13 protein-coding genes are annotated in these 13653 nt (G+C 70.2%); 6 read left to right on the forward strand and 7 right to left on the reverse strand.

Annotated elements, in window-relative coordinates:
* Nucleotides 1-55: 55 nt before the first annotated feature.
* Both ACFXP5_RS12550 and ACFXP5_RS12555 read right to left on the reverse strand, forming a co-directional pair.
* Complete coding sequence (locus ACFXP5_RS12550; RefSeq protein WP_394528751.1) at nucleotides 56-1081, reverse strand: aldo/keto reductase; 1026 nt, start codon at nucleotides 1079-1081, stop codon at nucleotides 56-58.
* Between the two features lie 204 nt (nucleotides 1082-1285).
* Complete coding sequence (locus ACFXP5_RS12555; protein ID WP_394528752.1) at nucleotides 1286-3568, reverse strand: polyribonucleotide nucleotidyltransferase; 2283 nt, start codon at nucleotides 3566-3568, stop codon at nucleotides 1286-1288.
* Between the two features lie 308 nt (nucleotides 3569-3876).
* Here ACFXP5_RS12555 and ACFXP5_RS12560 point away from each other — a divergent pair, with 308 nt between their 5' ends.
* A complete protein-coding gene (locus tag ACFXP5_RS12560) occupies nucleotides 3877-4062 on the forward strand; it encodes a DUF5302 domain-containing protein (protein ID WP_394528753.1) in 186 nt (61 codons plus the stop codon).
* Between the two features lie 11 nt (nucleotides 4063-4073).
* Nucleotides 4074-4208, forward strand: a complete 135-nt coding sequence (locus tag ACFXP5_RS12565) for a hypothetical protein (RefSeq protein WP_394528754.1) — start codon at nucleotides 4074-4076, stop codon at nucleotides 4206-4208.
* A gap of 3 nt (nucleotides 4209-4211) precedes the next feature.
* Here the strand turns inward: ACFXP5_RS12565 and ACFXP5_RS12570 are convergent, their stop codons facing one another.
* The gene (locus ACFXP5_RS12570) at nucleotides 4212-6140 is read right to left on the reverse strand and encodes a glycosyltransferase (RefSeq protein ID WP_394544867.1); all 1929 of its coding nucleotides are present in this window, start codon (nucleotides 6138-6140) and stop codon (nucleotides 4212-4214) included.
* 178 nt (nucleotides 6141-6318) lie between these two features.
* On the opposite strand from ACFXP5_RS12570, the gene ACFXP5_RS12575 reads away from it, so the two are divergent.
* Entirely contained in the window at nucleotides 6319-6924 is a 606-nt protein-coding gene (locus tag ACFXP5_RS12575; RefSeq protein ID WP_394528756.1) for a DedA family protein, read from the forward strand.
* Here the strand turns inward: ACFXP5_RS12575 and ACFXP5_RS12580 are convergent.
* The gene (locus ACFXP5_RS12580; protein WP_394544868.1) at nucleotides 6921-7682 is read right to left on the reverse strand and encodes a fructosamine kinase family protein; all 762 of its coding nucleotides are present in this window, start codon (nucleotides 7680-7682) and stop codon (nucleotides 6921-6923) included. The genes ACFXP5_RS12575 and ACFXP5_RS12580 overlap by 4 nt on opposite strands.
* A 44-nt stretch (nucleotides 7683-7726) precedes the next feature.
* On the opposite strand from ACFXP5_RS12580, the gene ACFXP5_RS12585 reads away from it, so the two are divergent.
* A complete protein-coding gene (locus ACFXP5_RS12585; RefSeq protein WP_394544869.1) occupies nucleotides 7727-8536 on the forward strand; it encodes a DNA/RNA non-specific endonuclease in 810 nt (269 codons plus the stop codon).
* A 4-nt stretch (nucleotides 8537-8540) separates the two neighbouring features.
* Here the strand turns inward: ACFXP5_RS12585 and ACFXP5_RS12590 are convergent, their stop codons facing one another.
* Complete coding sequence (locus ACFXP5_RS12590; protein WP_394544870.1) at nucleotides 8541-9206, reverse strand: CE1759 family FMN reductase; 666 nt, start codon at nucleotides 9204-9206, stop codon at nucleotides 8541-8543.
* Nucleotide 9207: 1 nt separating this feature from the next.
* The gene (locus ACFXP5_RS12595) at nucleotides 9208-10404 is read right to left on the reverse strand and encodes an LLM class flavin-dependent oxidoreductase (protein WP_394545413.1); all 1197 of its coding nucleotides are present in this window, start codon (nucleotides 10402-10404) and stop codon (nucleotides 9208-9210) included.
* 211 nt (nucleotides 10405-10615) lie between these two features.
* On the opposite strand from ACFXP5_RS12595, the gene ACFXP5_RS12600 reads away from it, so the two are divergent.
* The gene (locus ACFXP5_RS12600; RefSeq protein ID WP_394544871.1) at nucleotides 10616-11641 is read left to right on the forward strand and encodes an isopenicillin N synthase family dioxygenase; all 1026 of its coding nucleotides are present in this window, start codon (nucleotides 10616-10618) and stop codon (nucleotides 11639-11641) included.
* 166 nt (nucleotides 11642-11807) lie between these two features.
* Here the strand turns inward: ACFXP5_RS12600 and rpsO are convergent, their stop codons facing one another.
* The gene (rpsO, locus tag ACFXP5_RS12605; protein WP_394528761.1) at nucleotides 11808-12077 is read right to left on the reverse strand and encodes a 30S ribosomal protein S15; all 270 of its coding nucleotides are present in this window, start codon (nucleotides 12075-12077) and stop codon (nucleotides 11808-11810) included.
* A 234-nt stretch (nucleotides 12078-12311) separates the two neighbouring features.
* On the opposite strand from rpsO, the gene ACFXP5_RS12610 reads away from it, so the two are divergent.
* Nucleotides 12312-13589: an MFS transporter gene (locus tag ACFXP5_RS12610; protein WP_394545415.1), complete on the forward strand. Its 1278-nt coding sequence runs from the start codon at nucleotides 12312-12314 to the stop codon at nucleotides 13587-13589.
* Nucleotides 13590-13653: the final 64 nt, after the last annotated feature.

A 13653-nucleotide genomic window follows, 5' to 3' on the forward strand; every position in this document is an offset into this window, starting at 1 on the left:
ATGCACGCGACTCAGCCTACGACACGACCTCGACATCGCCGCGGATCGCGGCGGTTCACTCGGCGGCGCGACCGATCTCCGCGAGGTGGGCGCGACTGAGACGCACGCCGACGCCCTGGCTCGCCTCTTCGATGTGTTCGGGGGCGAAGGCGTTGACGATCGGGGCGGTCACGACCTTCTGGGCGAGCAGCCACGCGATCGCGACGGCCGCGTCGGGCACCCCGAGTTCGCCGCCCACCGCGTCGAGCGCGCGCAGGGTGCGACTCCCCCGTTTCGTGAGACTCGCGGTGAGCTGAGCACCGCGCACCGAGCGCACCACCTGCGGACGGGTGCGGTGGCGCCCCGCGAGGAAGCCGTGCTCGAGCGGATGCGAGGGCGTGACCGCCATTGCCTGCGCCCCGGCCACCAGCCGGACATCGCCCTCGAAGTCGCTGCGACGCAGCACGTTGTAGGCGATGTCGAGCACCGACACACGCGGGTATCCCGCCGCTGCGAGGATCCTCGCTTCGACGAGCTGCGCCGCGGAGTACCCGTAAGCGCCCACGGCACGCACCTTGCCCGACTCGACGAGCCATTCCGCCGTGGCCAAGGTGTCTTCCAGGACCGCGGTCGGGTCGCCGGCAGCATCCAGATACAACACATCGATCCGGTCGGTGCGCAGCCGGTTCAGCGAGGCCTCGACCGCGCGCACAAGGTTGACCGACCCGAGACCGGGGTTGTCGGGGTGACGCCCGACGCGCACGGCCAGCACCACGTCGTCGCGGAGCCCGCGCGAGCGAAGCCACTCCCCGATGATGTGCTCGCTGCGGCCGGCGGAGAAGCTGTCGGCGGTGTGGACGGCGTTTCCGCCGAGCTCGGCGTAGGTGTCGAGGATCGCGTGGCTCATCGCGAGGTCGGTGGTCCAACCGAACTCCGCCCCGCCGAGCATGAGGGGGAAGACCTCCAGCCCCGACTCTCCGAGCGAGACGCGCAGGCCCTGGCCGATACCCGGTCCTTGCACGGGGATCGGCGCGGAGGGGTGGCCGGGATGAGGCGCGAGCGGGCTCGACGCTGTCGCCTTGTCGACGCTCGGGCCCGTCATGACGCGCTCCCCTCCACCAGCGCGGAAACGGCGTCCGCTGAGAACGGTGCTTCCGGTCCTTCGAGGGTAAAGCAGGGTTCGGACGCGACCGCCGCCCAGCCCGCCGCGGCGATAAACATTGGGTAACGCTTTGAACGACGAATGCCCGCCCCGCAAGCGGGACGGGCATTCGAACGGATGCTGCCGGGCAAGCCCGGCGGGGGATCACATTGCGGGAGCGTCGAGATCCTCGCTCGCGACCGGGGCGTCCTGCGCGCCCTCGTCGGTCACCGGCTCCAGCGACAGCTTGCCGCGGTCATCGATCTTCGTGATGCGCACGAGCAGCTTCTGGCCGACCGAGAGCACGTCTTCGACGTTCTCGACGCGCTTGCCACCGGCGAGCTTGCGAACCTCGCTGATGTGCAGGAGGCCGTCCTTGCCGGGCAGCAGCGAGACGAACGCACCGAAGGTCGCGATCTTCACGACGGTTCCGAGGAACTGCTCGCCCATCTCGGGGTTGGTCGGGTTGGCGATCGCGTTGACCTGCGCGCGAGCGGCCTCGGCCGACGGACCGTCGACAGCGCCGATGTACACGGTGCCGTCCTCCTCGATGGAGATGTCGGCGCCCGTCTCGTCCTGGATCGCGTTGATGGTCTTGCCCTTGGGGCCGATCAGCTCGCCGATCTTGTCGACCGGGATCTGGACGCTGATGACGCGGGGCGCGGTGGGCGCCATCTCGTCGGGCGCGTCGATCGCGGCGTTCAGGACACCGAGGATCGTGAGGCGGGCTTCCTTGGCCTGGGTCAGCGCGGCGGCGAGCACCGACGACGGGATGCCGTCGAGCTTCGTGTCGAGCTGGATGGCCGTGATGAACTCGCTCGTACCGGCGACCTTGAAGTCCATGTCACCGAGCGCGTCTTCGGCGCCCAGGATGTCGGTCAGCGCGGCGTAGCGCGTCTGGCCGTCGACCTGGTCGGTGACGAGGCCCATCGCGATACCGGCGACCGGGGCGCGCAGCGGCACACCGGCGTTCAGGAGCGACAGGGTCGAGGCGCAGACCGAGCCCATCGACGTCGAACCGTTGGAGCCGAGAGCCTCGGACACCTGGCGGATCGCGTAGGGGAACTCATCGCGGGCAGGCAGCACCGGCACGAGGGCGCGCTCGGCGAGGAAGCCGTGCCCGATCTCGCGACGCTTGGGGCTTCCCACTCGACCGGTCTCACCGGTGGAGTACGGCGGGAAGTTGTAGTGGTGCATGTAGCGCTTGCGCGTGATCGGCGACAGCGAGTCGATCTGCTGCTCCATCTTGAGCATGTTCAGCGTGGTGACACCCAGGATCTGGGTCTCGCCGCGCTGGAAGATCGCCGAACCGTGAACGCGCGGGATCACCTGCACCTCGGCGTCGAGCGGACGGATGTCGGCGAGGCCGCGACCGTCCATGCGGATGCCTTCGGAGAGGATGCGTCCGCGCACGATGATCTTCGTGACCGACTTGTACGCGGCGGAGAACTCCAGCGTCGCGACGGCGGGGAGTTCCCCGGCCTCGACGGCGGCGATCAGCTCGGCCTTGACGGTCGCCTTGAGCTCGTCGTCGGCGTTCTGACGCTCCTGCTTGTCGGCGATCTGGTAGATCGGAACGAGCTTGTCGTAGGCGCGGCCGGCGACGAAGTCGTAGGTCTCCTGGCTGTAAGCCGGGAAGACGGGGAACGATTTGATCTCCTTGGCCGCGGTGTTCGCCACGACGTTCTGCGCGGCGACGAGCTGCTTCAGGAACGGCTTCGCGGCCTCGAGACCCTCGGCCACGACCTGCTCGTTCGGCTTGGTGGCGCCGCCCTTGATGAGGTTCCAGCTACCCTCGGTCGCTTCGGCTTCCACCATCATGATCGCGACATCTTCCACGCCGTTGGCGTCGGTGATGACACGACCGGCGACGATGAGGTCGAAGACGGCCTCCTCGAGCTGGGTCACGGTCGGGAAGGCGATCCACTGATCGGCGTTCTCACCGACACCGGGGATGAGCGCGAGGCGCACACCGGCGATCGGACCCGAGAACGGCAGACCCGAGATCTGGGTCGAGAGGGATGCTGCGTTGATCGCGAGCGCGTCGTAGAACTCGCCCGGAGCGATCGAGAGCACCGTGATGACGATCTGGACCTCGTTGCGGAGGCCCTCGACGAACGAGGGGCGCAGCGGCCGGTCGATCAGGCGGCAGACCAGGATGGCCTCGGTCGAGGGGCGACCCTCACGACGGAAGAACGAGCCGGGGATCTTGCCCGCGGCGTACGAACGCTCTTCGACGTCGACGGTCAGCGGGAAGAAGTCGAAGCCTTCACGCGGGTGCTTGCCGGCGCTGGTGGCCGAGAGGAGCATCGTCTCCTCGTCGAGGTACGCCGCGACGGCGCCCTGCGCCTGCTGAGCGAGACGGCCGGTTTCGAACCGGACGGTGCGGGTGCCGAAACGGCCGTTATCGAGAACGGCTTCAGCGGCAGTGATTTCAGGACCTTCCAAGAGGTCTCTCCTTCATCTTTGTTTAGACTCGCAGGCGCGTTTCGCTCGCGAGATCGTGCGAAGGAGCAGGAACAGGCAGAAAAGGGCACGCGCACGAGGTGCGCTCCGGGCCCGGCGACTGGCCACCAGTAGACGACCACCCGGCGTGAAGCGACGGGGAGTCCACCACAGGGGACCAGCGTCCTGCCGGCCTGCTCCGTGAGCTCATATGAAATTGAGCCGGTCGCCATGACGGCAACCTTCCTCAGCCTACCAGCGAGGGCCTCACCGGCGTCCACTTCCGCGCCCGCCGGGCCTAGTCTGGAGGTATGAGCACCGAGGATCAGCCCGCGGGCGCCGCGCCCGATGACATGAAACGCAAGTTCCGCGAGGCGCTCGACAAGAAGAACGCCCAGCACCGCTCGGGCGAAGCCCACCTCGACGGGGACTCCACCGTGCACAACGCGCACGGTCCTGCCGGGGGCAAGCGTGAATTCCGCCGCAAGAGCGGTTGAGAGGAACCATCGTGGTTTTCGAGCCCACATTCGAAGAGTTCGAGCGTAAAGACGACAAGCAGCCCGATCTGGCCGATGAGGTCAGCGCGGAGCCGCTCGTGGGTGGCGACGTCCAGGAGGACGACCTGCCCCCGATCGGCGAATAGCGCTCACACGCTCCGAACGCGACCCCGACGGCCGCGACCCGGAATCTCGACGTAGGTCAGGTGCTTCGGGTCGCGGCCGTCGCCCGCGGTGCGCCCGTGCATCCGCCGCCACAACCACGGCAGCGCGTCGCGGCGCAGCCATGTTCCCGGCAGCGGTGCCTCGTCGGCGTGGAACGCCTCGTCGAGCTCGCCGAGCGTCTCAGCATCCGGAACCCCCAGCGCTTCCGCCGCACGGTACGCGACCAGACGGTGTCCGCCGGGGCGCAGGTGCACGCGGTCATCGGACCACAGCGGAAGGTCGGAGAGCGCCGGCACGGCCTCCAGATCGAGCAGGATCGCGCCCGTTTCGGCGGCGATCCGCCGGATCTCCGAGTTGAACGCCGCGAAGCGACGGGCGAAGAGGAGCGCGGCGCGACGCCGCGGCAGGAACACGGTGGCGAGGAGCACGTCGGCGCCGCTGGAGCGCACCTCGCGAACGGCGCCCTCGACCTGGGCAACGAGGCCGGCGACGTCGGGATGCGGCCCCACGAGGTCGTTCGAACCGATGAGGATCGAGACGAGGTCGGGGTTCATCGCCAGTGCGTGCGGCACCTGGTCGGCGACGAGGTCGCGCACCCGGCGGCTGCGGACGGCCAGGTTGGCGTAGCGGAACGGACCGGGCTCGGCGGAGTGCGCGAGGAGCCGCGCGAGACGGTCGGCCCAGCCGCGGTACTCCCCCTCCGGCATCCGCGAACCGTCGCACAGCCCTTCAGTGATCGAATCACCCAGGGCGACGTAGCGGCTCCAGCGGCGCGCGTTCGGTGCCGCAGGCCCCGCGAGCGCAGGACGGGTGCGACCGCGCGCGGGCATCGCGTCGTCGATGGGGCGAAGGGCGATGGCATCGCGGTAGTGACCGACGAGTTGCGTGCCGAGGGCCTCCCAGGTGCGCCCGGCGACCGACTCGCGGGCCGCCTCCGCGAAGGCGCGGCGCTTGGACTCATCGCCCACCAGGTCGGCCACCCGCGCGCGCAGGTCGGCGAGGTCACCCGGGCGGTACAGCCACCCGTCGATACTGCTGCGGATGAGGTCGAGGGGGCCGCCCACGCCGGTGGCGACGACCGGCACGCCGCTGGCGAGGGCCTCCTGCAGGGTCTGGCCGAAGGTCTCGCTCTCACCGGGGTGCACGAAGACGTCGAAGCCGGCCATCGTCTGCGCGAGTTCCGCGCCGGACAGATGTCCGGTGAACACCGCGTCGGGCAGCAGGCGCTCCAGAGCCGGTCGTGACGGACCGTCGCCCACGATCACGAGGCGCGTGCCCGGGAGGTCGGCGACGGCGCGCAGGTCGTCGACCTGCTTCTCGGGCGCGAGGCGCCCGACGTAGCCGATGATCGTCTCCCCGTTCGGAGCCACCCGCCGCCGCCAGGTCTCGTCGCGGTGCTCAGGAGCGAACCGCACTTCGTCGACCCCGCGCCCCCATCGACGGATGCGATCGACGCCGAGCTCCTCGAGCTGGGCGGTCGAGGCCGAGGAGGGAGCGAGGGTGAGGGTGGCCCGGCGGTGCAGGCGTGCCACGTGCCCCTTGACGAAGGAGGTCGCCTGCGGCACGCCGTACTTCTGCGCGTAGGCGATGACGTCGGTCTGGTAGATCGCGACCGTGGGGATGCGCAGCGCGTCGGCGGCGGCGATCCCCTGCCAGCCGAGCACGAACGGCGAGGCGAGGTGCACGACATCGGGATGGAACTCGCGCAGGAGAGCGCTCAGTCGAGCGGCGCGTGCGAACACGACGCGCACCTCGGGATACGACGGCAGCGGAACGGAACGGAGGAGCTCGGTGCGGGCACCGTGCAGATCGGTGGTCACCTCCCCGGCACGGGGGGCGATCACGAGTGTCTCGTGGCCCTCCGCAGCGAGGTGACGCAAGACCTGGAGAACGGAGCCAGTGACCCCGTTCATGTGGGGAAGGAAGGATTCGGCGAGCAGCGCGACTCTCACGCCTCCAGAGTGAGGGCACCCGGGCCCCGCCGGTGACACTGCACACCCCGATCGCCGAGAGTTCACCTGATGCATGCCGCCCGGTCACCGGGGCGCCTCGGGAACCGCCCGTTCACCCCGCCGTGGTAGGCAGACCACCGTGATCGAGGATGTGCTGGCGCAGGTGGCGGTGAGTCCCTGGGCGCTGCCGCTGATGTTCCTGCTCGTCGTCGGTGACGCCTTCCTCGTGCTGATCCCGGGCGAGGCGGCCGTCACCATCTTCGGCGCTCTCGCGGTATCGACCGGCTCGCCGCCACTGGCGGCGGTGATCGGCGTCGCGGGCGCTGCGGCCCTGATGGGCGACGTCGGCTGCTACCTCATCGGCAGGTGGGTGGGTCTGGACAGGTGGCGGTGGATGCGCGCGCAGCGGGTGCAGTCGGCGTTCGGCTGGGCGCGCGACCGCCTCGACCGGCGCACCGCGGTCGTGCTGTTCACGGCGCGTTTCATCCCCTTCGCACGACTGGCCGTGAACCTCACCGCGGGGGCTGCGCGGATCTCTGCACCCCGGTACTTCCTCGTCGCCGGACTGGCGGCGTTCGGATGGGCGGCCTATCAGGCCCTGATCGGCGCGGCCGTGGCGGCGCTCGTCCCGGGCGGGCCGGTCGTGGCCGTCATCGTCTCGGTCGTCGTGGCGGTCGGGGTGGGCCTGCTGATCGACGTGGTCTCCACCCGGCGCGGCAAGCGCGCCGCGCGCGGGAAGTCCTAAGCCAGCGCGAGCACGCGACGCGCGGCCTCGACCAGCGCCGAGCCGTACGCTTCGCCATGGCCCGCCGCGTGCACGGCGAGGGGGTGCAGCTGATGCAGCGGCAGGCGCTCGCGCCAGCCCGAGCGCAGAGGGTGACGCGCCTCGTAGGCGGCGCGGATGCTGTCGAGGTACGGGCAGCCGAACAGCTCCAGCATGGCCAGATCGGTCTCGCGGTGCCCGCCGTGGGCGGCCGGATCGATGAGCACGACCCCGCCGGGCGAGAACAGCACGTTGCCCGCCCAGAGGTCGCCGTGGAGGCGCGCGGGCTCGTCGTCGTCGTCGAAGGCGCCCGCCGCGATCAGGTCGCACGCGGCGTTCACCACCTCCGCACCGCCGGGTGCGAGGTGGCGCGCGGCGAGAGCGGGCGCGAGGAACGGGCGCACCCGCTGCTGCGCGTAGAACGCTCCCCACGTGGCGGTCGGCTCGCAGGGTTGGCGGCGACGGCCGATGAACACCGGTCCGTCCCAGCCGTCGGGCGGCGCTCCGAAGGCGGCGGCGCCGGCGTCGTGGGTGACGGCGAGCGCCGTTCCGAACGCGGCAGCGGCGGCAGCATCCGCCCGTCCGGTGTCGATGCGTTCCAGCGCGATGCGTCCGGGCTCGACGGCGAGGACGCGGACGACGCGCGCTCCCCCGGCCTCGGCCAGCCAGGCGAGGCCGGCGGCCTCCGCCTCGAAGAAACCCGCCGGAGCGTCGCGTCGTTCCTTCACGAACTGTTCCATTCCCCCAGTCTGGCGTTGTCGGACCCGGACGTCAGGATGGGGGCATGGATGCTGCACTCCCCACCGCCGGCTACGACCCGGGCTTCCTCGCCCACGCCGTGCCGCTGCCCGCCTCGACGACCCCCGTGCGGGAGTTGACCTACCCGCGGTTCACGGTGCTGCTCGACGTCGAACGGCGCCTGGCGCGGGTGACCGGGGTGAACATCGACGGCGCGCGTCTGCGGGATCCGGCCCGGACCGGCGACTGGCGGTTGGATCCGCGCGTGCCCGCGCCCGAGCAGACCGGGGCCGACGTGTACGCGCGCAACGACCTCGACCGCGGCCATCTGGTGCGTCGGCGCGACCCGGGATGGGGCTCGGAGGCCGAGGCGAAGGCCGCGACCGAGGCGACGTTCTTCTACCCGAACGCCGCGCCGCAGGCCGCCGGATTCAACCAGTCGAAGGAACTCTGGCTGGGGCTCGAGGACCACGTGCTCGCCTACGCGGAGGCGGAGGATGTGCGGGTGTCGGTCTTCACGGCGCCCGTGCTCGACGCGGACGATCCGCCCTACCGCGGCATCCGCGTGCCACTGCGGTTCTGGAAGATCGCGGCCTGGTCGAGCGGGGGCGATTCGCCACGGCTGGCGGCAGCCGGGTTCGTCCTCGACCAGAGCGAGCTCGTCGACACCCGCGAGGGCGTGCTCGCGGTGGCGGCGCTCGGAGCGTTCCGCACCTTCCAGGTGCCGATCGGCGAGATCGCCGCGCTCGCCGGGGTCGACCTCGAGGTGCTCGTGGCCGCCGACGTCTTCGCCCGACCCGGGGCGCGAACGACGCCGTGGCGGCCCTTGCGGACCGCCACGGACGTGCTGTTGTGAGGGACTACTCCCCCGCCAGACCACCCAGGAGATGACCGAAGGAGCGACCTTCACCGAGGTAGGACGACGGGTCGTACGGGTCGATGTCGTGGATCGGCTCGCGCGCCGCGATCGCATCGGCGAGCTCGCGCGCACCCCGATCGACGCGGGAACCGAGGGGGGCGACGCCGTCGGCGTTGGCTCCCCAGTCGCTCGAGGCCGCGAACACACCGGTCGGCACGGGGTTGGCATGCAGGTAGGTGAAGAGCGGCCGCAGCGCGTAATCGACCGCGAGCGAGTGCCGTGCGGTACCGGCGTTGGCTCCGAGCAGCACCGGGGTCCCGGTGAGCGCGTCAGGGTCGAGGATGTCGATGAACGACTTGAACAACCCGGAATAGCTCGTGGAGAAGATCGGGGTGACCGCGATGATCGCGTCGGCCGAGACCACCGCGTTCACCATCGCCTCCAGAGCGGGCGGGGCGAACCCCGTCAGCAGATTGTTCGTGATGTCGTGCGCGTAATCGCGCAGTTCGAACACGTCGACCTCCGCTTCGATGCCGTCCGGCGCCGAGGCGCTCGTGTGGGCGCGAAGCGCCGCCACCGTCGCGCCGGCGAGTCGGTCGGCCAGCATGCGGGTGGTCGACGGGTTGGACAGTCCAGCGGTGACGACCGCGACCCGGACGGCGGCCATGTCAGGCCACCGTCCGGGTCGCAGCGGCGCCGAATGCACTGCCCGCCTTGGCCGGAGTGTCGAGGTACGGCGAGCCGTCGGTGAGGTTGTCACCGCGGTTGGCCTTGGGGATCGCTTGGCGGGGAGCGCCGGCCTTCGCCACCAGGTTCGCGTGGGTGGGGGCGTCGGGAACCTCGGCGGGACGGTTCTTGGCGAGCTCCTTGCGGAGCACGGGAACGACCTGGCCGCCCAGGATGTCGAGCTGCTCGAGCACCGTCTTGACGGGGAGACCCGCGTGGTCGATGAGGAACAGCTGACGCTGGTAGTCACCGAAGGTCTCGCGCATCGCGGCGTACCGGTCGATCACCTGCTGAGGCGAACCCACGGTCAGCGGGGTCATCTCGGTGAAGTCCTCCATGCTCGGTCCGTGACCGTACACGGGGGCGTTGTCGAAGTACGGACGGAACTGGTTGACCGCGTCCTGCGACTTTGCGCTCATGAACACCTGACCGCCGAGTCCGACGATCGCCTGCTCGGGGGTGCCGTGGCCGTAGTGGGCGTAGCGCTCGCGGTAGAGCGTGATCAAACGCTGGTAGTGCTCCTTGGGCCAGAAGATGTTGTTGGCGAAGAAGCCGTTGCCGTAATAGGCGGCCTGCTCGGCGATCTCGGGGGTGCGGATCGAGCCGTGCCAGACGAAGGGGGGAACCCCGTCGAGGGGCCGCGGCGTGGAGGTGAAGCCCTGCAGGGGCGTGCGGAACTCGCCCTCCCAGTCGACGACGTCCTCGCGCCACAGGCGGTGCAGCAGGTTGTAGTTCTCGATGGTCAGCGGGAGGCCCTGACGGATGTCCTTGCCGAACCAGGGGTAGACGGGTCCGGTGTTGCCGCGACCGAGCATGATGTCGGCGCGCCCCTCCGAGACGTGCTGCAGCATCGCGAAGTCCTCGGCGATCTTGACCGGGTCGTTCGTGGTGATGAGGGTCGTGGAGGTGGTGAGGATGAGCCGCTCGGTCTGAGCGGCGATGTAGGCGAGCGTCGTGGTCGGCGACGACGACCAGAACGGCGGGTTGTGGTGCTCACCCAGCGCGAAGACGTCGAGTCCGACCTCCTCTGCGTGCTTAGCGATGGTGATGGTGTTGCGGATGCGCTCGGCCTCGCTCGGCGTCTGCCGGGTGGTCGGGTCTTCCGTGATGTCGCTGACCGTCATGATGCCGAACTGCATCCCCGGCCACGTGGTCGTCTCGTTCACGATTCCTCTTCCGTCTCTCACGCTACCAAGTGTATTCGCGTGAATGTATTCGGTAGAACGCCTCGATGTCGAGATTATTCCCGGATGCTGTGGCGCGGTACGGCGTCCGCGCGCCGCCCTCCCCGCCCGGTAATCCTGCGCAACATTGCCGCCTGGGCGCGGGGGTCCGACCTAATGTCGCTGCATGGCCGACCTCAATCTTCCCGTCCTCGATCTCTCGCTCCTCGACCAGGGGGCCGACGCCGCCGCGCGGTTCCGCGACGAGCTGCGTACGGCCACCCACGAGGTGGGCTTCTTCTACCTCGTCAGTACGGGAGTCACGCCCGAGCTGGAGGGGCGCCTCCACCGCGTCGCGCGCGAGTTCTTCGACCTCCCCGAGGCGGACAAGCTCGCGATCGAGAACATCCAGAGCCCGCACTTCCGCGGGTACACGCGCGTCGGCGGCGAGCGCACGCAGGGCAAGGTCGATTGGCGCGAGCAGATCGACATCGGTCCCGAGCGGTCGCCGCTCGAACTCGAGGGAGCCCCGGATTACGCCCGCCTCACCGGACCCAACCTGTGGCCGGAGGCGCAGCCCGAGCTGCGCGACGTCGTCACCGAGTGGCACGACCACCTGACGGGGGTCGCCCGCAAGCTGCTGCGCGCGTGGGCGAGCGCCCTCGGCGCCGACGAAGCCTACTTCGACCGGCACTTCGGCGATCCGTCGACGCTGATCAAGATCGTGCGCTACCCCGGTAAGGAAGACCCCACCCCGCAGCAGGGCGTCGGGGCCCACAAGGACTCCGGCGTGCTCACCCTGCTCTGGGTCGAACCGGGAAAGGGCGGGCTGCAGGTCGAGCGCGACGGCCAGTGGGTCGATGCCCCGCCCGTGCCGGGCGCCTTCGTGGTCAACATCGGCGAGCTGCTCGAGTACGCCACCCAGGGGTACCTCACCGCGACCAATCATCGCGTCATCTCACCGCGCTACCCGGATGACCGCATCTCGGTGCCCTTCTTCTTCAACCCGGCCCTGGACGCCCGGCTGCCCATCATCGAGCTGCCCGCCGAGCTGGCGGCCGAGGCCCGGGGCGTGACGGAGGATCCGACGAACCCGATCCACGCCACCTACGGCGAGAACGCGCTGAAATCCCGCCTGCGCGCGCACCCCGACGTGGCGGCGATCCACCACGCCGACCTCGTCGCGGCCCGCGCGACGTCGACCTCGGCCTGACCCCGCAGCATCCGCTGACTCGACGAGACCCGTTCTCGGTGGCGAGACTCTGGCATTCTGCGCTGGTCTCGCCACGGAGAACGGGTCTCACGCTGCGGGCGGGCATGACGAAGGCCCCCTCACACCTGAGGGGGCCTTCGAAGAAAGCGATATACGCGGGTCGCGACTAGCGGCGAAGCCCGAGACGCTCGATCAGCGTGCGGTAACGCGCGATGTCGATGTCCTGGAGGTAGCCGAGCAGACGACGGCGCTGACCGACCATCAGGAACAGACCACGACGCGAGTGGTGGTCGTGCTTGTGCTCCTTCAGGTGCTCTGTGAGGTCCTTGATGCGCTGCGTCAGCATCGCGACCTGCACCTCGGGGGATCCGGTGTCACCGGGGTGCGTCGCGTACTCTTCGATGATCGCCTTCTTGGCGTCAGATTCGAGTGGCATAGATGGGATCCCCTTCCTGCTTGTTGCGCGGCGCCCGACGCCGAATGCGTGGGCTCTCTTTCTCCGCGGCCGTTCTAACGGCAACCGCCCAAGTCTACCAGCCCGACCGATAGCACGGGAACGTGCGCGCGAGCCGCCGCCCGCGGCGCGCCGGTAGCCTCGGATGATGCGCCCCCGCCGCCGGCTTCCCGGCACACCCACGTGAGCGCGCCGCGACTCGGCCGCTCGTCCTTCATGGACCTCCGGCCGCTGCGCATCCCCGCGTTCGCGCGGCTCTGGGTGGGCTCGACCCTCGCCGGTCTTGGTGGCCAGCTGACCGTGGTCGCCGTCATGCTGCACGTCTTCGCCCTCACCGGCGACACCTTCGCGGTCGCCATGATCGCGGTCGCGGGGCTGTTGCCGATGGTCATCGCCGGGCTGTACGGCGGGATGCTGGCGGACGCGTTCGATCGTCGGACGGTCGCTCTGAGCGCCGCCACCGTCACCTTCGCGTCGACCGCCCTGCTCGCCGCGCTCGCGTGGACCGGCGGGGAGACGGTGTGGTGGCTGTACGTGCTGAGCATCATCAATTCGGCCGCGAACTCGATCGTGCTGGCGACACGGGCCGCGATCGTGCCGCGCCTCCTCCCCCGCGAGCTGCTGCCGGCGGCCGCTGCGCTGCAGGGGATCAGCACCGGCGTCATGGTCATGGCGGGCCCCGCGCTCGCGGGGGTGCTGGTCGCGGTGTCGGGGTACGCGTGGACCTACACCGCCGACGTCGTCCTCATGCTCGGACTCTTCCTGGGCCTGTGGACCCTGCCACCCATCCGACCCGAGGGCGAGGTCGTGCGGGCGGGCCTGGAGTCGCTGCGTGACGGCTGGCGATTCCTGCGGCGCGCCTCGAACATCCGCCTGCAGTACATCCTCGACATCATCGCGATGACCTTCGGTCAGCCCCTCGCGCTGTTCCCGGCCATCGGCGCCGTGCTGCTGGGCGGCGGCGCGATCACGACGGGCGTCCTCACCGCCTCCGTCGCGGCCGGCGTCCTCGCCTCGAGCCTCTTCTCCGGGCCGATCGGGCGGGTGCGCCGGCAGGGCCTCGGTATCGCCCGCGCGATCTCCGTCTACGGCGCCGCGATCACGCTGCTCGGGCTCATCCTGCTCGCCGCGTGGCTCGGCGTCCTCGCCCCGCCCGCCGTCGGGGAGGACTCGGCGAACCTCCCCCTCATCGCCGCGGCGGCGTTCGCTCTCGCGATCTCCGGCGGCGCCGACAACGTCAGCGCCATCTACCGCTCGACCATGATGCAGTCCGCTGTTCCCGACGCCATCCGCGGGCGCCTGCAGGGCATCTTCATCGTGGTCGTCGCGGGCGGCCCGCGCGTGGGCGCGCTCTACGCCGGGAGCCTCGCGACCCTCACCGCCCTGTGGTTCCCGCCGCTGCTGGGAGGCGTGATCATCATCGCGCTGGTGGGAGTACTGGTCAGGATCAACCCCCGCTTCCGCGCCTACGACGCGGAGCACCCCGAACCGTAGCGGAACGGACGCCGGCCAGCGGATATCGGCCGTCGTTGCAGAGATGCGGCGACGGTGTCGGAGG

It is taken from the genome of Microbacterium hanjuni (assembly GCF_043556395.1).
In the GTDB taxonomy this organism is placed as follows: Bacteria; Actinomycetota; Actinomycetes; order Actinomycetales; family Microbacteriaceae; genus Microbacterium.